The sequence below is a fragment of the Neorhizobium sp. T7_12 genome (genome assembly GCF_002968535.1).
GTDB classification, from domain to species: domain Bacteria; phylum Pseudomonadota; class Alphaproteobacteria; order Rhizobiales; family Rhizobiaceae; genus Neorhizobium; species Neorhizobium tomejilense.
Window position 1 is genome coordinate 318,113 of the sequence record NZ_PVBK01000003.1, and the last position, 20,945, is coordinate 339,057.

Here is a 20,945-nt window from a genome sequence, read left to right on the forward strand (position 1 = left end):
TCCAAGAATCTTGGGTGTGCGATCGGTACGGGGGAGCGCGGATCCAGGGACTACCCTCGAGACCCTGTTCGGCAATCCAAACGTCCCGTTGATGATCGGGGAGGAGGCACCGGCGGCTGATATGGGTGCAACGACCTGGGGCTGAGAATGTCCCGTGGCAGGCCGGTGGTGCGGGGGACGTAGAGACTGCACGCCTCTACCTCTTCAACGAATGCAAACCCGACATGACGCCGCGAACACGTCAGGCTGCTGACCGTGTCGAGCTTCGAGCGAAACCGTCGCCGCGACAGGTGGCGCGGCGACGCGGTTCCCACCGGTCCGTGGGCTCTGAGAGAGAACCGTGAGAGCGACGGCCATTTGGTCGAGCCTGTCGCGGATCCCGCCGTCGGCCATTCGGCGGTCGGCGCGGGAGGGATCTGGCGATGAAAGGGGCCGCGTCCGACAGGCTGCCTCAGCGATCGAGCCGGGCGATGGCTGGGCCAGGCTTCTTTCCCGATGACCCCATGGACGAGATGAGCGCCGGCGATTTTAAGCAACGGGCTCGATCTGCGAACTGAGGTCCAGAAACACCACTTTGGTCGTCAAGGGACGGCGGGACGGCTCTCGCGCCAGGGATAGCAGTCTCCGTTTGGGCAAGCGACCGCGTCGGTGCTCGCATGGGTGAAGCGCCCGAATGAAACGTCGCCAAGTCTTTAGGTCCGCTATCGCCGCGTGCGGATCCCTGGATGCCGCAGGATCTTCCGGACTCATTTTAAACGGCGGCGGGCAGGGGAGGGGTGGTTAAACTCGCTTGGGACGATCGAGGTTGGAACTGCCACAAATCATTATGACGTTTGGGTTAGCGATAGTTCGACGAATCGAAATTTCATCCGCATAGTGCCTTTCCAGGATGAGATCGGATCCAAAGGCATCGACGGATTGCGATGTGGCCTCCGCGGAGGCGGCGGAGCCTTCCAAAACGATAAATTTTCGGTCGACACATCGTGCGGTTTCTCTAGCCAATTTTGCCAGAAACCGCACTCTCCCGGTCTATCCCACCTGAACTCGCTGCCAACCGTACCGCTGGCACTCAGACGGATCGTCCTGTACTCAGGACCAGGCGCAGCCTTGAAACGCACCGATGGGCAGCTTCAGGTATCGCATGCCGTTGGCTTCCGGTTCCGGAAGCCGGCCGCCATTGATGTTGATCTGCAGCGCGTGCAGGATCAGTTTCGGCATCGGCAGGGTGCGATCCCGCTTTTCGCGGATGGCGACGAACGCGTCCTTGTCGGAAGACTGCTTGAGATGGATGTTCTCCGTTCTCTGGCGCTCCACCGTGCTTTCCCACTGCGGCTGCCGGCCGCCGGGCTGATAGTCGTGTCCGACGAAAATCCGCGTATCTCCCGGCAGTGCCAGGATGGCCTGAATGCTGGACCACAGCGCACTTGCGCTGCCGCCGGGAAAATCCGTGCGGGCCGTGCCGCCGTCCGGCATGAACAGCGTGTCATGCACGAATGCTGCGTCGCCGGCGACATAGGTGATCGACGCAAGCGTATGGCCGGGCGAATGCATGACGTCGACCTCGATCTCGCCGATGGAAAACGTTTCTCCATCGGAGAACAGGCGGTCCCACTGGCTGCCGTCGACAGGCAGGTTTGTCCAATTGTAGATCTGCGCCCAGATTTTCTGGACATCGATCACGTGAGCGCCGATGGCCATCGGCGCGCCGGTCACGCCTTTCAGGTAGGCGGCCGCGGAAAAATGGTCGGCATGCGGATGAGTGTCGAGGATCCACTGCAGGCGCAGGTCGTGCCGGCGGACATGGTCCAGCAGGGCATCAGCGTTATGGGTCGCCGTCGAACCCGACTTCTCATCGAAATCGAGAACCGGATCGATGACGGCGCAGGCCCTGGTTTGCGGGTCGCTCACCACGTACTGGATCGAACAGGTACGCGGATCGAAGAACGCGGCGACGTCAGGTCTATGCATAACGAGCCTCCCGAAGGTCCGGCGTGCGCGGAGAAAAGATCGCCCGTGCGGGATCGAATGTATAAAACTCGGTATAGGAAGCCGCATCTCGCGCCAACTGTGCGACAGATTGAAGGATGAACTGGACTTTCTCGTCCGAAAGCAGAACGCTCAGATTGAGCCGTGTGAAGCCCGGCTTCTCGATCTCGTTGCCGCTCAGGATTGCCTGCCTGATCCGCTCCGACGTCTCGGGATCGATCGACAGCAGCCGGTGCACATACGGACCTGCGCAGGCGCAGCCCCCGCGGGCCTGAATGCCGAACCGGTCGCTGAGCATGCGGGTGACCAATTGCTGATGAACGTAGCCGCCCTGGCCGTCCCTGATGCGAAACGAGAATATCGGCAGCCGCGCCATCGCGGCGGAGCCCAGAAGTTCGATCTGCGGCACGTCCTGCCAGGCGGCGAGCGCCCTTTGCGTGAAGATGTCGTTCAGCCGGCGGATTTCCTCCAAGCCGATCGCATGCTTGACGAGGAAGACCAGTGCCGCCCGGATGTCGCCGACGACGTTGGGCGTTCCGGCTTCTTCGCGGGCTTCCAGGCTGTCGCTGTAATCGTGGCAGGTGGGCGATACGAATTTGACGGTGCCGCCGCCCGGCCAGGACGGCTTGTTGGTGACGACGGCGTCATGCCGCACGATCAGGACGCCGGAGGCGCCCGGTCCGCCGAGGAACTTGTGCGGCGATACCACGATCGCGTCGATCTCGGCGCCTTGCTCCGGCGTCATCGAGATCGGCATGTAGGGGCCGGCGCCGGCATAGTCCCAGACGATCTTGGCGCCCGCCTGTTTCGCAAGCCTGGTGACGGCGGCAACGTCGGTCGAGATCCCGGTTATGTTCGATGCGGCCGAAAACGAGCAGATTGTCAGGTCGGCAGCGGTGCCCTGAAGGGCCTCGTCCAGAAGGACAAGATCCGGGCCGCCGCCGCTGCCTTCGGAAATTTCGACAATCTCAGCGCCACTCTCGCGCCAGGGCAGGATGTTCGAATGATGCTCGTAGGGTCCGACGATCACGCAAACCCGCCGACCGGCAGCGATCGCATCGGTAATGCCCAGCAGGTTGACGAGCCGATTGAGGCCCGCAGTCGCGCCGGATCCCGCAAAAATGGCGGCATGCCGGCTGTCTGCTCCGCAGCATTCTTTGATGACCGACCGCGCCTCACGCCGCAAGCGGGTCATCATTCCCCCGCAATAGGAGGCCTCCGTATGGCTGTTGGCGTAATAGGGCAGGACCTCGTCGAGAACAAACTGCTCGACCTGCCTGAGCGCCCGTCCCGAGGCGACGTAGTCGGCATAAACGAGATCCTTCAAGCCGAACGGCCCGTCGACCTTCGCCTTCGAACCGATCAATCCGTCTTTCAACGCGGTGATCCGATCGGCGACTTCGAGGCTGCTTTTGAACTTGCCAAGAACGGTGACGAGTTCCTTTGATGGATTGAGATCGGCCTGTTCACGCATCGTCGGTTCTCCAGACAGCAATTGACAGCGATTATAATCTCGACCACCGTCTGAAACCTTCACCTATTTTTCAGGCAACAAGCGGAAATGCGGGTCACATGATCGATAAATCTGTCAGTTTTGATCATATCGATCTGAAAATCCTGACCTGCCTCCAGCGCAACGCCGCACTCTCGCAACGGGATCTGGCCGAGCAGGTGGGACTTTCGCAAAATGCCTGCTGGCGCCGGCTGCAGCGGCTCCAGTCAAGCGGCGTGGTGGGCGGTTCCCGCGCCGAGGTCGATCTCGAGATGCTGGGCTTTGACCTGACGGTCATCGTGATGATCCGGACCCGTCACCATTCCAAGGAATGGTCCGAGGATTTCCGCAAGCATGTCGACCGGCTGCCGGAAGTCATCGATTTCTATCGGATAGGCGGAGACTGGGATTATCTGATCAAGGTCGTCACCCGCGGAATTTCGGGCTACGACGCCTTCTATCAAAAGCTCATCACCAATTTCGACCTGGCGACCGTGACCGGATTTTTCGCCATGGAGGCCATCATTCGCAATCGGGCCGTGGACCTAAGCCGCCTGAGGTGAACCCACGAGGCCGGCGGCATATCCCGATCGGTCAACTCAAGCCTCTCCTGCGTTGACGCGAAATTAGGCGATATCCGCAGATTCAGCAAATGCGGGTGGGGGTTGGATGCAGCGGCGCGGTCTTCCGTTACGAAGGGGCGCGAGACGGGCAATCTATTTTAGTTAATTAGAAATTATCAATATGGTGTGACATTTTGCCCTGACGATCGAGCCGGTCGCCCCTAAGCGCCTTTGGAGAGCCGCAGCATGAACCGCCCAAGCATCAAGCAAGCCCTCGTCCTGAAGCTTTCGATTATCAGTGTGTTCATGATTGGTTTATCCTATGTCTCCCTCAGCACGATCGCGACACTCAGCGCCAATGCGGAGCAGATCGGGACCTTCTGGATACAGCGGCTGTTGACGGCCCGTGAGATAAAAGGCGATTTCCTCGATCTCAAGCTTGTCTATGCCAGCTACATCCTCGACGATACGGCGGAGGAGCAGAGTATCGGGAAGCGAAAGATCGACGCCGCTGTCGCTGCTGTCGAAAAGGTTATTGCTGACTACGAAAACGGCGTCCGGACTGAGCGCGGGAGGGAACTGATCAAGCGGATCAAGCCGGAGTTCAGCAAATACCGCGCCTCGGCTGAGCAAATGGTCGCACTTCATAAGAGCGGAAAGACACCGGAAGCGGTTCATTTATTCAAGAAGGACATGGAGTCGCAAGCCGAACTGGTGGACAAGGGGGTCACCGATCTGGTTGCGTTCATCCTCAACCAGGCTGAAGGCTTTGTGGCGGCAAGCGGTGCCTCCGCGAAGTCCGCTTTCCTGCAGACGGCGGCGATCGCCGTGCTTGCGGTGCTCATAGTTCTCGCCGGCATCGTGTTTGCGATCTCAGGCGTCGCGAATCCGATCCGAAGGATCACCTCCGCGATGAAGCAACTGTCGGACGGAGACCTTGATAGCGATATTCCTTACGCCGGGCGCGCCGACGAAGTTGGTGAAATGGCCGGTGCAGTTGAAGTTTTCCGTCACAACGCCCTCAACCTCGTCAGGCTCGAGAATGAAGCGGCAGAATCCCGCATCGAGATGGAGGCGGCGCGCGCTGCCGCCCAGCAGCGCGCAGAACGGGAGGCCGAACAATTGCGCTTCGCGACCACGACATTGGGCGGAGGTCTGCAGCGGCTTGCGGAGGGCGACATCTCATTTCAGCTTTCTGAGCAATTTGGGGCCGAATACGAGGCGCTGCGCGAGGATTTTAATGCTTCGCTCCGCCAACTGGGCACGACAATCGGCGCGGTACTCCAAACCGTACAGAGCATAGACAGTGGGACCGGTGAGATTGCATCCGGTGCTCAGGACCTTTCCAAGCGCACAGAACAACAGGCAGCCTCTCTCGAGGAGACGGCTGCAGCCTTGGATGAGATTACGTCCAATGTCGCGATGTCGACGAAACGTACCGACGAGGCACGCAATGTGGCCCTAGAAGCCAATGCCAGCGCCAAACGGTCAGCGACGGTCGTATCGGAAGCCGAGAAAGCCATGCGGCGCATCGAGGACAGTTCGCAGCAGATTTCGAACATCATCGGTGTAATTGATGAAATCGCCTTCCAGACGAACCTTTTGGCGCTCAACGCCGGTGTCGAAGCCGCCCGTGCCGGTGAGGCGGGCAAAGGTTTCGCAGTCGTCGCACAGGAAGTCCGCGAGCTTGCTCAGCGGGCTGCTCAAGCGGCCAAGGAAATCAAAGGGCTCATCCAGAAATCATCGACCGAAGTGGAAAATGGCGTGAAACTGGTTCTCGAAACCGGGACGTCGCTCAAGTCGATCGGTGAGTACGTTGTACAGATCAATCAGGTCATGGATGCGATTGCCACCTCGGCGCGCGAGCAATCGACCGGACTTGCCGAAATCAATACGGCCGTCAATCAAATGGACCAGGCGACGCAGCAGAACGCGGCGATGGTCGAGCAGTCGACAGCCGCCGTCGCTTCGTTATCCTCCGAGGCGAGCCGCCTGCGGCATCTTGTCAATCAGTTCCAATTGAAGAGCGACAATACGACCGACATCCAGCGGATTGCGCGGTCCTTGCAAACCGGCCGGCCCGTGGAGACGATCGCTCCCCGCCGCGCGAGCCAAAGATGAAGCGCGGCGGTTGTACGGGCACCACTTCGCCTTTGCCCTACAAGGGGCTTCCTGAGGCGGTGGTTCTACCCCGCGACGGGCTTCGCAACGCCACTTCCGGCCTCGACGCGGTCAGCCAAAAAGAGGTCGTCACGTTCCTGCAGGAGAACGCTTCGGCAAACATCCCTGCTTCTTCATCAGGCGGATCAGCAGGCGCTTGGCAGCCTTGGTACTGCGGCTGGTCTGAACGATCTCGTCGAGAACGTAGCCGTCCTGATCGACGGCCCGTCAGAGCCAGTGCTTGCGGCCACCGATGGTCACGACCACCTCGTCCAGATGCCAAATGTCGCCCGGGCTTGGCGGCTTGCACCGCAAGCGACCGGCATAGTCCGGGCCGAATTTCTTCGCCCAACACCGGATCGTCTCATGGGAAACGACGATGCCGCGCTCCAATAGCATTTCCTCTATCAAGCGCAGGCTCAGCGGAAATCGGAAATACAGCCAGACCGCATGGGCGATCAAAGACGGCGGGATATGATGACGCTTGTAGCTGATTGTGGATTGGATCATGACCGGCGACTACCGCCGAAACCTTCTGTACCGGTTAACCTGATATCATCGTTCAAACATAACTCAATTACCGCCTCTGTCTGACAGGGGCGGTTTTGTCGTTTGTGGCGCCCCGCCTCCCAGGACCAGAACCGCTGGCAGACCTCGGTGTCAGGCGAAATGAGAAACTGGCCCCCGCAAATCTTCACTTCGCTTGACACTCCGTGGAGCGGCAATCGGGTATCGCACTGAATCACTCGACGATCTGATCCGGGCCGCCATGGCTCGGCTGGCGCGATCGCCTCAAGGAAGCGGACCGGATCAGATCTCGATTCCTCAGAACCGCGACTAGGGTGGTGTTACGCTTCAGGCATCTAGCCAGTTCTCGGTGTTCAGCCCGGGATACGCCGCAAAGTCTCGCACATTGTTCGTAACCAGAATGGTGTTCAGCGCGATTGCATGCGAGGCGATCAACTTGTCCAAATGGTCTCTTTTCCGCTCTCGCGTCGCCATGCGAACCGGCCCATAGGCACGCGCCGCGATCATGTCGAAAGGTTCCACCGTAATCAGCATGGACAGTGCATCGAGGTTGGCGCGCTCGCGCTCCGGATCATCCGACGCGGAAACGCCATAGTCCAGCTCCGCGAAGGTAATGGCTGATATGACCACATCGCCCACATAACAACCGGCAAAGCGGCGAGCCACTTGTTCCGGCTGGTTCTTCATCAGGTAGATGCACATATTGGTATCGAGCATGTAGCGCGGCATCAGATCTGATCCCGCTCGGCCTGCTCATGGTCTTCCCTGCCGTCCTGCAGGAAGGTTGGCGAAAAACGGGCGAAGACGTCCAGAACGCCGGCGAGCGACTGGCGAACGGGTCGGATGCGTAGTTCGTCACCGACCCGTTCGATCTCCAGCTCGACATCCGTGCGATCAAAGGCCAGCTCGGCCGGGATACGGACGGCCTGCGAATTGCCGTTCTTGAAGGCTCTAGTGGTCTGCATGGCGCGCTCCTTGTATGTACGAGGATGTACTATATGCCTCAACCACCTAAATGTACATCCGACGTGTGTATTTCAACGGATCATGTCTTGTCAATTCTCGAGCCGTCGTTTGGACCCCGGCCAGATCCGTAGAAAAGTCTGGCTGGCCCGAATTCTGCTGCTTCGCACTCTCGCGAGTGACTAGGATGAGTTGCTGATGGAGCCGATGCGTCGATCATCCGGTCGCGAGTTTGTCTGGGGTTGATGGAAAAGCTGGCCTTACCGCGTTATCACCGATCGATGGTGTGCCACCGACGGTCATCAGAATCACCAAAGCGTGGGCGACATGCCGTTCGTCGTCGAGCTGGTGATGTCAGGTTAAGTCTGACAGTTGCGGATCGGGGATGCTCCGGAGTGATCAGGTCGCAATTCCGGCAACATCCTTCCAATGGGCAATCGCTGCAAGGCGATGCAGATGGATGGCGAAGGCGGAACGATTGGATCGTGCTGGACAAACAGATTTCGGACCGCAGAAAAGATGCTGACGAAACGTTGCAGCGCGCCCGGCGAACGGAACCGCTGCATCACTGGCTCCCGCTTCCGCAAAGGAAGATGGGAGTTCTCGGCGCGATTGTTCAGCCCCTTATGTGATCGATGCTCCCCGGCAGGTATGATCTGACGCCGCACGGCGCCATAAGAACCAAGCCTGTCGGTGACAATACACTTCGGCAAACATCCCTGCTTCTTCATCAGGCGGATCAGCAGGCGCTTGGCAGCCTTGGTACTGCGGCTGGTCTGAACGATCTCGTCGAGAACGTAGCCGTCCTGATCGACGGCCCGTCAGAGCCAGTGCTTGCGGCCACCGATGGTCACGACCACCTCGTCCAGATGCCAAATGTCGCCCGGGCTTGGCGGCTTGCACCGCAAGCGACCGGCATAGTCCGGGCCGAATTTCTTCGCCCAACACCGGATCGTCTCATGGGAAACGACGATGCCGCGCTCCAATAGCATTTCCTCTATCAAGCGCAGGCTCAGCGGAAATCGGAAATACAGCCAGACCGCATGGGCGATCAAAGACGGCGGGAAACGATGACGCTTGTAGCTGATTGTGGATTGGATCATGACCGGCGACTATCGCCGAAACCTTCTGTACCGGTTAACCTGATATCATCACCGTGTGAGGTCGTCGGTCACGGCACCATCAGAGATGCCCGTGGCCGATCGACGCCGTTTCCCACGAATCCCTCGATTGGCTTGAACGTCTTTCTCAGCTCTTGCGCGGCTCCTCGGGGACAAGGCTTTCCAGGTTCAGGCCAAGCGCATCACCGAGCCTCTTCATGGTCGGCAGGGTCACGGCCATATCGAGGATCGAGCTGACGGTCTGGTCGACGGGGGAGGGCATGCGTTCGCCGGCCTCGCCTGAGCGGCCAAGGCCGGTGATGTGGTTGATCGAGATGCCCTTGATCTTCTCGGCCGGCTTGACCATCTCGCCGATGATAGCGGGCAGGGCGGCGAGCCGCGCCTTTTCCATCTCCATGGCCGCCAGTTCCGGCGAGCGGGTGTTTTCCGCCTCGATCCGGGCGGCCTCGCCGTCGGCCTCGGCCTTCTTCTGGATGCGCAGCGTGTCGGCCTCCTCCCGGCGGATCAGGCCGCGGGTCTTGGCGGCGATCTGGTCGCTTTCGGAAGTGATGCGCACGCGTGTCGCCTGCGCTTGCGCATCCTGTTCGGCCGCCAGCAGCGCCAGCCGCTTGCGGCGCTCGGCCTCTGCCACCTGGCGCACCGTCTCGAGATTTTCCTCCGCGGTGATCACGGCCGCGCGCGCGTCCGCCGCCTCTGCCTTGGCCTGGCTTTCCTCCTGGCTCTTTGCCGAAATCAGGATGGAGCGATCCTGCTCGGCGATTTCCAGCGCACGCGCCTGATTGATCTCGGCCTCGCGGATGATCTGTTCGCGGGCGATAGAGGCGGACTGGATGGCGCGTTCCATGCCGATGCGGGCTTCCGCCGCCGCGGTCTCGGCCTCCGCCTTGCGGCGGGCGACTTCCGTCAGTTGCTGTGCCAGCAGCAGTTCGATCTCCTGGGTCTGTTGAATTTCGGCGCGACGCTGTTCCAGCTCGATTTCCAGCTTGCGGCGGTTGGAATCCACCTCGGCGCGGCGCACGCTGACCTGGCTCTCGCCCTCGATCTCCGCCCGCTCCTTCTTTGATTTGGCAATCACCTCGGCGAGCTTGCGCATGCCCACGGCATTGAAGGCGTTGTTTTCGTCCAGAGCCGAGAACGGCGTCTGGTCGAACGAGGTCAGCGAGACGCTGTCCAGCTGCAGGCCGTATTTGGAAAGAGTGCCGGAAAGGGCTTCATGCACCTGTCGCACGAACTCCCCGCGATTTTCATGCAGTTCGTCCATGGTCATCTGGGCTGCGACTGCGCGCAATGCATCCACCATCATGCCGTCGACGAGGGACTTGAGCTGATCGGCCTGGAAGGTGCGCCGGCCCAGCGTCTGCGAGGCCCGCACCACCGCGGCTTTTTCCGGAACGACCGAAGTGTAGAACTCGGCGCCGACATCGATGCGCATGCGGTCCTTGGTGATCAGGGCGCTGTCGCCGGTGCGCGTCACGTCCATGCGGATGGTCTGCATGTTGACGCGTCCGACCTCGTGGAAATAGGGGATCGCCAGCGTGCCGCCGTCGATCACCACCTTGCGGCCGCCGATGCCGGTGCGCACGAGGCTCACCTCATTGGTGGCCCGCTGGTAGAACAGGGCGGCCAGCACGATCAGGATGGCCGCAAGAATGAGTATGATGATGATCCAGCCCAGAGCGCTCATGGTAAAAGTCCTTTCGGTGCCGGTCAGAACTGCGGCGGGAAATGGCGGCCGCCGCGATCGAGCGTGATCCAGCGCAGCTCGGTGAAGGCGTCGAGCGACCAGCGCCCGCCATATCGCCCGACGCCGCTGGCCTTGGTGCCGCCGAAGGGCACATGCGGCTCGTCGTTGATATTCTGGCAGTTGATGTGGCAGATGCCGGTTTCCAGCCGCTCGGCCAGCCGCAGGGCCCGCGCCTCGTCCTTCGACCACACCGCGGCGGTCAGCCCGTATTCTGTGTCGTTGTTGAGCGCTGCCGCCTCGCCATCGTCGCGGAACGGGCAGACCACGACCACAGGCCCGAAGGTCTCGTCGTGCCATATGTTCATGGAGCTGTTGACGTTCGTAAGCACGGTCGGCTCGACGAAATTCTCCCAGGCGCGGCCGCCGAGCTCCACCTTGGCGCCCTTGGCCACCGCATCGTCGATCAGTGCCTTGACGCGAAGCGCCTGGCGGGTGTTGACCAGCGGGCCGATGACATTGGAGGGATCGTTGGTATGGCCGGTCTTGAGCTTGCGGGCGCGCGCCAGGAAGCGTTCCATGAACGGTTCGTAGATCTTCTCGTGCACCAGCAGCTTTTCGGTGGACATGCAGACCTGGCCCTGGTGCATGAAGCTGCCGAAATTGGCGGCACGCGCGGCGGCGTCGAGGTCGGCATCCTCCAGCAGGATCATCGAATCCTTGCCGCCCAGCTCGACGCAGACCTTCTTGAGATAGGCGCCGCATTTGGCGGCGATCTGGCGGCCGACGGCGGTGGAGCCGGTAAAGCTGATCGCCTTGACCTTGGAATTACCGATCATCTCATCGCCCACGGCGCCGACGCTGTCACGCGAGCAGGTGACGACATTGAAGACGCCGGCCGGTACGCCGGCCTCCTCCAGGATCTCGGCAAAGTAGAGGCCGCCTGAATAGGGCGTGTCTTCCGAAGGCTTCAGCACGATCGTATTGCCGACGGCAAGGGCTGCGGCAAAGCCGCGCGAGGTCAGGATGCCCGGCATGTTCCAGGGGCTGATGACGCCGACCACGCCCAGCGGAAACCGGGTGGCCATCATGAACTTGTGGTGTTCGGATGGCAGCACGTCGCCGATCGACTGGTAGCAGAGCGCGGCCGCAGAGCGGAACACTTCCGCTACATAGCCCGCCTCGAACATGCCTTTGCCCTTCCAGCCGCCGCCCTCGGCCATGGCCGCGGCACAGAAGTCGGCCTTGCGCTGATCCCAGACGTCGGCGATCTTCAGGAGCAGGTGCGCGCGTTCGTGAAAGGCGCGGCCCGCCCAGTCGCCGAAGGCCGCCTGGGCGGCATCGATCGCCCGGCGCATGTCGGCAGCGGAGCCGTCCGGAATACGCGCATAGACGGAGTTGTCGGAGGGGTTGAGGTCTTCGAAGGTGCGGGCGGCAGGCACCCATTGCCCGCCGATGAACATGCCCCTGACGGAGGGGGTGGGGGACGTGACGACATCAAGCATAATGCAATCTCCTCAGTTGCGGTTGGGATCATGGCGCCATGCCCGAGCGCGGGCAGCGGCTTCCTCGATCTCTTTCAGGACGGATTTCAGTCGATCCTGGCTGTTGCCCATCTCAAGCGAGGGCGAGGCCGGATAGGATGGCGGGACGGCGGTGTGGCCGCGCGGCGGCGCGGACGGCATGGCGGTGCCGTGTTCGGCCCGGCTGGCGCGGCTCGCCTCGGCGATGATGTCGCCGAGCGACAGGCCTCCGAGCAGCGCATCCGCCGCGCCGCGCATGGCGGGGGCAGGGGATGAGACCGGACGAGGGATGGAAGCAGACCCGGCTGGTGTGGGCTGTTCCTCATCCCCCTGCCGGGACCTTCTTCCCGCCTGCGGGGAGAAGGGAGAAGCCGCGGCGTTTCCGTTCCCCCTCGCCCCGCTTGCAGGAAGAGGGTCGCCGAGCGCAGCGGAGGCGGGGTGAGGGGCGGCCGCATCCCGTCGCGCCGCCGTTGGCAGGGCAGCAAGAGCGGCGGCTGCGATATCGGACGGTGACGCGCCCGATGTCCGTGGCGGGACATACGTGGGAGTTGCGAAGTGGGTGGGTGTGGACCCAGGCGCAGTTGGCGTCGCCGTACGCGCGCCCGGCCGTTGACCCGATGCCGAGCCCTTGCCGCCACCCAGATAGGCAGCCTGCACCGCCGGATCGTTGCGCAGGTCCTGCGCCCGGCCTTCGTGGATGATGTGGCCATTCTCCAGCAGATAGCCCCGGTCGGCGATGGCCAGGCTCTGCTTGGCATTCTGTTCCACGAGCAGGATGCCGATGCCGGTGTCGCGCACCACCTTCAACGCCTGGAACAGCTCCTTGCAAAGCAGGGGGGAAAGACCGAGCGAGGGCTCGTCCAGTGTCAGCAGAGCGGGGTTCGACATCATCGCGCGGCCGATCGCCACCATCTGCTGCTCGCCGCCGGACATGGTCCGCACGATCTGCCTGCTGCGCTCCTGCAGCTTGGGAAAGAGCCGCAGCACGCGCTCCAGGTTGCCGGCCTCTTCGTCGCGGGCGCGGGGTGCATGGGCTCCCAGCCGCAGGTTTTCGGCAACCGACAGGTCGGCGAAGACACCTCGGCCTTCCGGCACGAGAGCGATGCCTTCGTCGACGATCCTGTTGGCGGCAAGCCCCAGTATGTCGCGACCCTGCATGGTGATCGTGCCGGTCGCGCGTCCCTCGCAGATGCCGGAGACGGCCTTGAGCAGGGTGGATTTGCCGGCGCCATTGGCGCCCAGGATGACCACGATTTCGCCCCGGCCGACTTTGAGCGATGCGCCTTCCAGCGCACGGTGCTGGCCGTAGGAGACAGACAGTCCCTTCACCTCAAGCATCGTCGTCGTCTCCCAGATAGGCGCGGATCACGGCGGCGTCGGACAGGACTTCGGCGGGGGTTCCCTCGGCGATCTTGGTGCCGGCGGCCATGACGACGCAGCGGTCACAGAGCGAGCGGATCGCATCCATCACATGCTCGACGAGGATAACCGTCCGGCCTTCGTCGCGCAGGCCGCGGATCAGGCGGATTCCCTCTTCCAGTTCGGTCGGGTTGAGACCGGCAAGCCATTCGTCCAGCAGCACCACGCCCGGCTCTCCGGCGAGCACCCGGGCCAGTTCGACGCGCTTGGTGTCGATATATGTCAGCTGCCCCACCATCATATGGCCGCGGCCGGCCAGACCCACCTTTTCCAGCATCGCCTCGGCGACCGCATCCGCCTCATGGCCCCAATGGCGGCGATAGCCGAAGACTGCACCGGCCTTGACGTTTTGCAGCACGGTCATGGAGGGCAGCAGACGCACCAGCTGGAAGGTGCGCGCCACGCCGCGCCGCGCGATATCCTGCGCGGCCAGATGGGTGATGGGTTGTCCCCGCAGGCTGATCGCCCCCGAGGTGACGGGAAAGGCACCGGAAATCAGGTTCAGCGTAGTCGATTTTCCCGAACCGTTCGGCCCGATCAGGCCCAGCACCTGATGTTCGGTCACGTCGAAATCCATGCGGTTGACGGCCACCAGGCCGCCGAAGCGCTTGGTCACGCCACGAAGCGACAGAAGCGCGCTCATGCATAGCCCTCCGCCGACCGCATTCTCCTGGCTGCCAGATCGATCAGCCCGACAAAGCCCTTGGGCAGCAGGTAGACGATGACGAGGAAGCAGACGCCGAGAAGCAGGGTGGTCTGGTTGGGGAACGACACGGAGATCGCCTCCCACAGGAAGGTGAAGGGGATGACGCCGACGAGCGGCCCCCACAGCCGGCCGGTGCCGCCCAGGAGCGCCATGATCACCACCTGGAAGGACAGCATCGGCGAGAAGGCGAGCGACGGCTCGATATAGACATAACGCGGAGCGACAATGGCGCCGGTGATGGCGGCCACCGCGCCCGGCACCATGAACAGCAGGATCTTGGCGCGCGCCGTGTCGATGCCGGAATGCCGCGCAACCGCCTCGTCGTCGCCGATGATCCTGAGCGCAAAGCCCAGCCGCGAACGGCCGATCAGCCAGCCCAGCAGCCAGACCAGTGCGGCAAGCCCCAGCAGCTGCCAATAGATGTGCATCTCGCCGATCGAGGTCAGCACGTAAATGCCCTTGGTGCCGGAAATGTTCTGGCTCCAGGTGATGATCTGGCGCACGAATTCGGCCAGCCCCAGCGTGAAGATCACGAAGTAGACGCCGGACAGGCGCAGCGTCGCCAGGCCGACAAGGGCGGCCATGACGGCGCCGCTGACGCCGGCAATCGGCAGCAATGTCCAGTAGGGCAGATACTGGATGCCGATGCCGGTCACATAGGTGCCGACGCCGAAAAACGCGGCACTTGCGAGCGAGATGTAATGGGTCGGCCCGGAAAACAGCGCCCAGCTGGTGGCCAGCACCGTGTACATGGCAATGGTAACGCCGATGCTCAGGCCATAGGCGCCTGCGGTCCAGGGGAGGCAGGCCGCAATGGCGAGCGCTATGGCGCACAGCGCCAGATTGCCCCAGTCGCGAGAGGAAAGAGCGCTCATGTGGTCGGCCTCCCGAACAGGCCCTGAGGGCGAAACAGCAGGATCACGACGAACAGCAAATAGGCGGCTGCCAATGTCAGGCCGGGATCGATCAGGCGGGCGACGAAAGTTTCCAAGAGACCCAGCAGCAGGGCCGCAACGACCGTGCCGCGCACGTCGCCCACGCCGCCCATGATGACGATCACCAGCGCCTTCAGCGTGAAAATCACGCCCGTCGAGGCATCCAGCGTCAGGAAGGTCGAGATCAGTGCGCCGCCGGTGGCCGTGACCGCGCCGCCGAGCGCAAAGGCCAGCGCCGCGGTGCGCCGGACATCGATGCCGACCAGCCGCGCGCTTTCCGGGGCAACCGAGATGGCGCGGATTGTCATGCCGGCCCGGCTGCGGTTGAGCCACAGCCACAGCAGCCCGCAGACGACGACAGCCGCCAGAAACGCCGCGACGCGATTGGCGCCGTAGGTATCGCCCAGGATATGGACGGGCTCCGAAAGATAGGAATAGCTGAAATAATCGCCGCCGAAAAAGGCCAGCATCAGGCCGACGGCCACGAAGGACAGACCGAAGGTCGTGAGGATGGAATCCACCTCCAGCTGGCCGCGCGACTTGGCGCGCTTTACCAGCGGGCGCAGGAAAACCAGATAGATCAGCCAGTTCAGCAGAAAGGCGACCGGTGCCACGACGAACACGGTCAGCAGCGGGCTGATCTGGCTTCCGGTCCAGAGCCAGAAGGCGACGAACCCCCCGGCCACCAGCATTTCGCCGTTGGCGAGGTTCATGATCCGGGCCATGCCGTATTGCAGGTTCAGGCCCATGGCGATCAGCGCATAGGTTCCGCCCAGCAGTAGCCCTGTTATGAGTATGTCCATGCCATTCCCCGGCTTGAAAGATGCCCCGGGATCCGGCTTGCGGATCCCGGGAATGCCTGTTGCTTTTACTTCCAGGCAGCTTTTTTCTTCACGTCGACAGCGCCGTCGCGACCGGTCGAGGCCACGCCCTTGAACACGCCGCCCTGCCACTGGCCGACCGTCCAGAACGAGGGGTTGTTGTTGTGTCCGTCGAACTTGATCGGGCCGATCACGGTGTCGAAGCTGTTTGCCTTGATGTGCTTGATGATGGCGGCATTGTCGAAGGAGCCGACAGCCTCAATCGACTTTTCAAGGACCTGGAAAGACGAGTAGACCATGGCGCTCGCCCAATAGTCCGGCTTGGCGCCCGTGACCTCTTCGTGGCGTTTGGCATAGGCCTTGAAGGCCTCTCCGTCGGCATTGACACCGCCGATGCCCAGCACACCGTCGACCGCCGTGCGGAACCGGCCCGCATACGCCGGGAATGCCGTGGCGACGGCGGTGAAGAATGCGCCGACCTTGAGATCTTCGACAATTGCCTGTTCGGTCAAAGCGAAGGTGTCCGGCGGATAGGACCAGGCAATGAAGGCATCCGGAGCGGCGGCCTTGGCGGCCTTCATGACCGGCGACAGGTCCTGGGTGCCGAGCGGATAGGACGTCTCGTAAACCAGCTCGAAGCCGGCTTTCTTGAAGGCGGGCTTGGCCTCGTTCATCAGTTCGATGCCGAAGGCGTCCGCGACGTTGACCATGGCGAGCTTCTTGCCGATATCGCCTCGATCGCGCAGCTTGACCATGGTGTCCACCACACCCTGCACCACCGGCTTGGCGCCGCCGAGCGTGATGAAGACGTTGGGGAACTGAGCGGATAGGGCGTCGGCCTTGTCGGTGGTCGCCGTCGAGGTGATCATCGGCAGGCCGTAGCGTGCGTAGATCGGAGCTGCGGCCAGGTTGAGGCCGGTCGAATAGGGCGGCAGCACGATCTTTGCCTTGTCCTGGTCGACGAGACGCTGCACGGCCTTGATGGTTTCGCCCGGATTGGTCTGGTCGTCGTATTCGATGGCTTCGAGCTTGTAGGTCTTGCCGCCGACCTTCAGGCCGCCGCGACCGTTCACGTCGTTGATCCAAAGCTTGACGTTCGGCCAGTAGCTGACCGCCGCCCCGCCGGCCAGAGGCCCGGTTTTGGGCGCAACGGCGCCGACCTTCAGAACCTCCTGCGCCATGGCCGGAGCTCCGGCCACGCCGGCTGCAAGCGCCAAGGCGGCCAGCCGGGTAAATGTCCTGCGTTTCATTCTCTTCTCCTCCCGTTGTTGCATGCTAAGTCCGTGTGACGGGCTCATCCGACTTGGTCGGGCAGGTCCCGTTCGGTCATCCACTGGATTTCGGTGAACTCCTCGATCACCGCCCTCCCGCCAAAGCGGCCGTAACCGCTTGCCTTCACGCCCCCGTAGGGCATCGTCGGATCGTCGCAGACGGTCGTCCCGTTGATATGCACCGCCCCGACCTCTATCCTCCGCGCGATTTGCCGTGCACGCGGCAGGTCAAACCCGAAGACGGCGGCTGTCAGGCCGTATTCCGTATCGTTGGCAACGGTCACCGCCTCGTCGGCATCCGCCACCCGAACCACGCCGACCACCGGGCCGAAGGTCTCTTCCTCGTAGATCCGCATGCCGTAGGCGACATGGTCGAGTATGGTCGGCTGCATCAGCGTGCCGGCGTTCTTGCCGCCCGTGACCAGCACCGCACCCTTGGCCAGAGCATCGTCGACCAGACCGTGGAGGCGCGCCGCGGCCTCCGGACTGATGACGTGGCCGTAGAGCGGCTGGCCGGTGGCCGGATCGCCGCACAGCCGGTCGGCCTCCACTTTCAGCCGGGCAATGAAGCTGTCGGCCAGGCTCTCCTCGACGATGATCCGGTCCGTCGACATACAGACCTGGCCCTGGTTGAAAAAAGCGCCGTGGGCGACCGCCCTGGCGGCTCCATCCAGATCCGCATCGGCGAGCACGACCGACGATGCCTTGCCGGAGAGTTCCAGCAGGCAACGCTTGAGATGCCGCGCCGCCATCTCGGCGATCTGCCTGCCGACCCGGGTCGAACCGGTGAAATTCACGCGCCGCACGGCCGGATGGGCAATCAGCGCTTCGACCACATCATGGGCATCCTCGGGCGCGCTGCTCACATAGTTCAGCACACCGTCCGGCAGGCCCGCGTCGATCAGGATCTGTGCCACGGTCTCGTGCACCTTGGGGCAAAGCTCCGAACCCTTGAGCACCACCGTGTTGCCGAGTGCCATCGGCGCTGCAACCGCCCGGACGGCCAGCGCCACCGCGGCATTCCATGGCGCAAGCCCCAGGACCACGCCGGCTGGCCGGCGGATCAGGCGGTAGCGCACACCCGGCGGCCCGCCTTCCACCTCGTCGTCGCGGATGGCATCGACGAGGCTCGCAGCCTGACACAGGGTCGCCTGGGCAACCTCGACATTGAAGCGGACCCATTCGGGAGTTGCGCCGACCTCGAGATGAGCGATCGCGCACAAGCTGTCGACGCGTTCCATCAGCAGGTCCGCCCCGCGCAGGAGCAGCGCCGAGCGCTCCTGCGGTCGAAGGCCGGACCATGCCGGAAAAGCTCCGGCCGCAGCATCGGCGGCCGCTTCCGCTTCCGTCGCACCGAAGGCCGCGGCCCGCGTCAGTACCGTTCCCGTTGCCATGTCGCGGCGTTCGTAACTGCGCTCATCCAGCGCGGAAACGGACGCTCCACCGACGATACCCCTAGCTACGAACATGCGTCCTCCCAAACGGCCGTTCGTTGATCCTCCCGCAGCCCGTCTTGTTATTTTTTCAGGGTTACGAGCCCTATTTTGATTGACATCGCCGCAGAGTAAATGACGTTCTGTGGGAATGTATTTCCTCGTTGTGGGATTTTAGATGCCCGACCGTAAACGGCTTTCGCCCAGCCCCGCCCCGCGGCCGGAAGCACCTGTTCGTGCAGAGCGGTTCCGGGCCGCGCTGCAGACGCGCGTGCTCGGCCGGGCGGGTCTCGGCGACGCGGAAAACTTCCGGGCGCTGATCCTCGAAAAGGGCGAGGCGGCTCTGCGCGACGGGGATGAGCTGGTTCTTCCCCTGTCCGGTCCGGTCATGGGGTGGATACCGTGGCGGGACGGCATGCGGCTGGAATTGGGTGCCGGCGCGCAGGGGACCCATCTGCTGCTGGGCGCTTCGACGCTCGACCGGATCCTGCAGCGCCGGGCGGAAGCATCCCAGCTACGCTTCATGGTGGAGCGGTCCTCGTTCATGCGTCTGGGTGCCGGCAACAGTGCCAGCGATGCGGTCGCCGCCTGCTTTACCGGCATACTGGCCGAAACCCTTCGCCCCGGCCCAATGTCGGCGGCCGTGGTGGAATCGCTGCTGCACATTCTGCTCGTCCACCTTCATCGCAACCTGCCGGCCGGTCATGGCGCGGGCGCCCAACCCGGCGCCCCCAAGACGCTTTCCAGCCAGTTCACCGCATTGGTCGAAAGCCATTTCCGCAAGCACTGGACGGTCGCCCGCTATGCCGGCGAACTCGGCATTTCGCGCGACCGGCTGAACGACATCTGCCTGCGCGCCTATGGCCGGCCGCCGGCGCGGCTCATCCGCGAACGGCAGTTGATGGAAGCCCGCATCTATCTTGCGAGCTCGCCCCTGTCGCTGGGGCAGGTCGCCGGTGTCCTCGGTTTTGCCGGTGCCGCTCAGTTCAGCCGGTTTTTCAAGTCGCTGCAGGGCCAATCCCCCGCGCGCTACCGCCTCGATCTGCGCCGCTTCAGCCCGGTCGAGGCGTCAAGCCAGAACGCTCTTCACGCTTGGCCGTGAAATCGCTCTATCCGGAAGTCATGGATGGGCGTCTCGGTCGCGCCGGTCGAGATCAATTCCGCCATCACGTCGCCGACGCCGGGGCCGAGCTGGAAGCCGTGGCCGCAAAACCCGAAGGCATGGAACAGCCCCGGCGTCGTCGCCGACCGTCCCATAACCGGAAGTCCGTCGCCGACATAACCTTCGCAGCCGGACCAGGTGCGGATCACCGAGACATTGGCGAGCGCCGGCAGGATCGGCAGCAGGGCACGCAACTGGCCGGGAAGTCGGGCGGGGTCGGCCTTGGCATGGCCGGCATCGAGCGAAACATCGGTACGTTCCGCGCCGCCACCGAAGACGATGTTTCCGCGCTCCACCTGGCGCAGGTAACCGCCGCCGTGGTCATGGCCCCAGACGCCGACAACCGGCAGGATGCGGTGCGGCAGCGGCTCGGTCACCCCCATCTGCGGCCCCTTCGCGACGATCGGGACGGCTTCCCCGAATTGCGCGGAGATCCGGGCGCCCCAGGCGCCGGCGGTGTTAAGGAGGCAAGCAGCGGCGTGGACGCCGTTCGAGGTCTCTACCTCGAAGCCATAGGCGCTTCGCCGGATCGCTTTCACCTCCACGTTCTCGACGATCTTAGCACCGATACGTCGCGCGGCACCGGCGAAAGCCGGGGCGATCAGGCGCGGATTGCCACTTCCATCCTCCGGAGAAAAGGAGGCGGCGATCGCCTCGGGTCCGAGCCCCGGAAAACGTGCACGGAGTTCCGTCGCGGTAAGTTCCTCGAGGTTGAGACCCCAAGGTCTGGCGGCTGTCGCGAAACTGCGCATTTCCTCGAGACCCGCCTGGCTGAACACCAGCCGGACATGGCCGGTCGCCCGAAACTCGACGTCCCGATCCAGCATCTCCGCCGCCTTGCCCCAAAGCGTCAGGGATCGTCGGGCGAGGGGAAGTTGCGGCAGGTGGCGGCCGCTGCGGCGGATATTGCCGAATGAAGCGACCGTCGCGCCGCTGCCCACCCGGTTTCGCTCGATGAGCGTCACGCGCACCCCGCGCCGGGCGAGAAAATAGGTCGATGCGGCCCCCATCAGGCCACCACCCAGCACGATCACATCCATAAGGCCGTTTCCGCAATGTCTCTTGTCCCCGCCACCATTCCGGTGCGGCCGGCCCGTGTCAAAGTCGAGGTTTTCATCGTCCCATAAGCCGGACCTATGGGACGCCCCCTGGCAAGGCATAAGCGGCACTTATGGGCAGCG

16 protein-coding genes and 2 pseudogenes are annotated in these 20,945 nt (G+C 63.1%); 3 read left to right on the forward strand and 15 right to left on the reverse strand.

The window, feature by feature from the left end; translation table 11 throughout:
- Nucleotides 1-1,089: 1,089 nt before the first annotated feature.
- Both C5J26_RS10525 and C5J26_RS10530 read right to left on the reverse strand, forming a co-directional pair.
- The gene (locus C5J26_RS10525; protein WP_105401700.1) at nt 1,090-1,968 is read right to left on the reverse strand and encodes an MBL fold metallo-hydrolase; all 879 of its coding nucleotides are present in this window, start codon (nt 1,966-1,968) and stop codon (nt 1,090-1,092) included.
- Complete coding sequence (locus tag C5J26_RS10530) at nt 1,961-3,460, reverse strand: aminotransferase class V-fold PLP-dependent enzyme (protein ID WP_105401701.1); 1,500 nt, start codon at nt 3,458-3,460, stop codon at nt 1,961-1,963. The genes C5J26_RS10525 and C5J26_RS10530 overlap by 8 nt, the downstream gene beginning before the upstream one ends.
- Before the next feature lie 98 nt (nt 3,461-3,558).
- Here C5J26_RS10530 and C5J26_RS10535 point away from each other — a divergent pair, with 98 nt between their 5' ends.
- Entirely contained in the window at nt 3,559-4,041 is a 483-nt protein-coding gene (locus C5J26_RS10535) for an Lrp/AsnC family transcriptional regulator (RefSeq protein ID WP_105401702.1), read from the forward strand.
- A 246-nt stretch (nt 4,042-4,287) separates the two neighbouring features.
- Nucleotides 4,288-6,162 carry a methyl-accepting chemotaxis protein gene (locus tag C5J26_RS10540; protein ID WP_105401703.1) on the forward strand — a complete coding sequence of 625 codons (1,875 nt, stop codon included), beginning with the start codon at nt 4,288-4,290 and terminating at the stop codon, nt 6,160-6,162.
- Nucleotides 6,163-6,309: 147 nt separating this feature from the next.
- Here the strand turns inward: C5J26_RS10540 and C5J26_RS10545 are convergent.
- The 12 genes and pseudogenes from C5J26_RS10545 to C5J26_RS10600 all read right to left on the reverse strand — a co-directional run.
- Nucleotides 6,310-6,711 (reverse strand): annotated as a pseudogene (locus tag C5J26_RS10545) (IS6 family transposase); the annotation flags it as partial.
- A 345-nt stretch (nt 6,712-7,056) separates the two neighbouring features.
- The gene (locus C5J26_RS10550; protein WP_105401704.1) at nt 7,057-7,458 is read right to left on the reverse strand and encodes a type II toxin-antitoxin system VapC family toxin; all 402 of its coding nucleotides are present in this window, start codon (nt 7,456-7,458) and stop codon (nt 7,057-7,059) included.
- A complete protein-coding gene (locus C5J26_RS10555) occupies nt 7,458-7,694 on the reverse strand; it encodes an antitoxin (protein WP_105401705.1) in 237 nt (78 codons plus the stop codon). Before C5J26_RS10555 ends, C5J26_RS10550 begins: the two co-directional genes overlap by 1 nt.
- Before the next feature lie 397 nt (nt 7,695-8,091).
- Nucleotides 8,092-8,795: pseudogene (locus tag C5J26_RS10560) on the reverse strand (IS6 family transposase).
- 145 nt (nt 8,796-8,940) lie between these two features.
- Nucleotides 8,941-10,497 (reverse strand): flotillin family protein, encoded by a 1,557-nt coding sequence (locus C5J26_RS10565; protein WP_105401706.1) that lies wholly within the window; start codon nt 10,495-10,497, stop codon nt 8,941-8,943.
- 23 nt (nt 10,498-10,520) lie between these two features.
- Nucleotides 10,521-11,999, reverse strand: a complete 1,479-nt coding sequence (locus C5J26_RS10570; RefSeq protein ID WP_105401707.1) for an aldehyde dehydrogenase family protein — start codon at nt 11,997-11,999, stop codon at nt 10,521-10,523.
- 12 nt (nt 12,000-12,011) lie between these two features.
- Nucleotides 12,012-13,355 carry an ABC transporter ATP-binding protein gene (locus C5J26_RS33660; RefSeq protein ID WP_105401708.1) on the reverse strand — a complete coding sequence of 448 codons (1,344 nt, stop codon included), beginning with the start codon at nt 13,353-13,355 and terminating at the stop codon, nt 12,012-12,014.
- Complete coding sequence (locus tag C5J26_RS10580; protein ID WP_105401709.1) at nt 13,348-14,079, reverse strand: ABC transporter ATP-binding protein; 732 nt, start codon at nt 14,077-14,079, stop codon at nt 13,348-13,350. Before C5J26_RS10580 ends, C5J26_RS33660 begins: the two co-directional genes overlap by 8 nt.
- Nucleotides 14,076-15,017 (reverse strand): branched-chain amino acid ABC transporter permease, encoded by a 942-nt coding sequence (locus C5J26_RS10585; RefSeq protein ID WP_105401710.1) that lies wholly within the window; start codon nt 15,015-15,017, stop codon nt 14,076-14,078. Before C5J26_RS10585 ends, C5J26_RS10580 begins: the two co-directional genes overlap by 4 nt.
- Complete coding sequence (locus C5J26_RS10590; RefSeq protein ID WP_105401711.1) at nt 15,014-15,880, reverse strand: branched-chain amino acid ABC transporter permease; 867 nt, start codon at nt 15,878-15,880, stop codon at nt 15,014-15,016. The genes C5J26_RS10585 and C5J26_RS10590 overlap by 4 nt, the downstream gene beginning before the upstream one ends.
- Before the next feature lie 65 nt (nt 15,881-15,945).
- The gene (locus C5J26_RS10595) at nt 15,946-17,148 is read right to left on the reverse strand and encodes an amino acid ABC transporter substrate-binding protein (protein ID WP_105401712.1); all 1,203 of its coding nucleotides are present in this window, start codon (nt 17,146-17,148) and stop codon (nt 15,946-15,948) included.
- A 44-nt stretch (nt 17,149-17,192) separates the two neighbouring features.
- Complete coding sequence (locus C5J26_RS10600; protein WP_105401713.1) at nt 17,193-18,638, reverse strand: aldehyde dehydrogenase family protein; 1,446 nt, start codon at nt 18,636-18,638, stop codon at nt 17,193-17,195.
- Between the two features lie 142 nt (nt 18,639-18,780).
- Between C5J26_RS10600 and C5J26_RS10605 the strand changes: the two genes are divergently transcribed.
- Nucleotides 18,781-19,704 carry a helix-turn-helix domain-containing protein gene (locus tag C5J26_RS10605; protein ID WP_105401714.1) on the forward strand — a complete coding sequence of 308 codons (924 nt, stop codon included), beginning with the start codon at nt 18,781-18,783 and terminating at the stop codon, nt 19,702-19,704.
- Here C5J26_RS10605 and C5J26_RS10610 read toward each other — a convergent pair.
- Nucleotides 19,689-20,804, reverse strand: a complete 1,116-nt coding sequence (locus C5J26_RS10610; RefSeq protein ID WP_105401715.1) for an FAD-binding oxidoreductase — start codon at nt 20,802-20,804, stop codon at nt 19,689-19,691. The two genes, C5J26_RS10605 and C5J26_RS10610, sit on opposite strands and share 16 nt — an antisense overlap.
- Between the last annotated feature and the right edge of the window lie 141 nt (nt 20,805-20,945).

Excerpts from the sequence above, each read along its gene's own strand:
- C5J26_RS10570 (WP_105401707.1), bottom strand. The coding sequence starts at position 11,999 with ATGCTTGATGTCGTCACGTCCCCCACCCCCTCCGTCAGGGGCATGTTC.
- C5J26_RS10585 (WP_105401710.1), bottom strand. The coding sequence starts at position 15,017 with ATGAGCGCTCTTTCCTCTCGCGACTGGGGCAATCTGGCGCTGTGCGCC.
- C5J26_RS10535 (WP_105401702.1), top strand. The coding sequence starts at position 3,559 with ATGATCGATAAATCTGTCAGTTTTGATCATATCGATCTGAAAATCCTG.
- C5J26_RS10595 (WP_105401712.1), bottom strand. The coding sequence starts at position 17,148 with ATGAAACGCAGGACATTTACCCGGCTGGCCGCCTTGGCGCTTGCAGCC.
- C5J26_RS10555 (WP_105401705.1), bottom strand. The coding sequence starts at position 7,694 with ATGCAGACCACTAGAGCCTTCAAGAACGGCAATTCGCAGGCCGTCCGT.
- C5J26_RS10600 (WP_105401713.1), bottom strand. The coding sequence starts at position 18,638 with ATGTTCGTAGCTAGGGGTATCGTCGGTGGAGCGTCCGTTTCCGCGCTG.
- C5J26_RS10605 (WP_105401714.1), top strand. The coding sequence starts at position 18,781 with ATGCCCGACCGTAAACGGCTTTCGCCCAGCCCCGCCCCGCGGCCGGAA.
- C5J26_RS10590 (WP_105401711.1), bottom strand. The coding sequence starts at position 15,880 with ATGGACATACTCATAACAGGGCTACTGCTGGGCGGAACCTATGCGCTG.
- C5J26_RS33660 (WP_105401708.1), bottom strand. The coding sequence starts at position 13,355 with ATGCTTGAGGTGAAGGGACTGTCTGTCTCCTACGGCCAGCACCGTGCG.
- C5J26_RS10580 (WP_105401709.1), bottom strand. The coding sequence starts at position 14,079 with ATGAGCGCGCTTCTGTCGCTTCGTGGCGTGACCAAGCGCTTCGGCGGC.
- C5J26_RS10525 (WP_105401700.1), bottom strand. The coding sequence starts at position 1,968 with ATGCATAGACCTGACGTCGCCGCGTTCTTCGATCCGCGTACCTGTTCG.
- C5J26_RS10540 (WP_105401703.1), top strand. The coding sequence starts at position 4,288 with ATGAACCGCCCAAGCATCAAGCAAGCCCTCGTCCTGAAGCTTTCGATT.
- C5J26_RS10565 (WP_105401706.1), bottom strand. The coding sequence starts at position 10,497 with ATGAGCGCTCTGGGCTGGATCATCATCATACTCATTCTTGCGGCCATC.
- C5J26_RS10610 (WP_105401715.1), bottom strand. The coding sequence starts at position 20,804 with ATGGATGTGATCGTGCTGGGTGGTGGCCTGATGGGGGCCGCATCGACC.
- C5J26_RS10550 (WP_105401704.1), bottom strand. The coding sequence starts at position 7,458 with ATGCCGCGCTACATGCTCGATACCAATATGTGCATCTACCTGATGAAG.
- C5J26_RS10530 (WP_105401701.1), bottom strand. The coding sequence starts at position 3,460 with ATGCGTGAACAGGCCGATCTCAATCCATCAAAGGAACTCGTCACCGTT.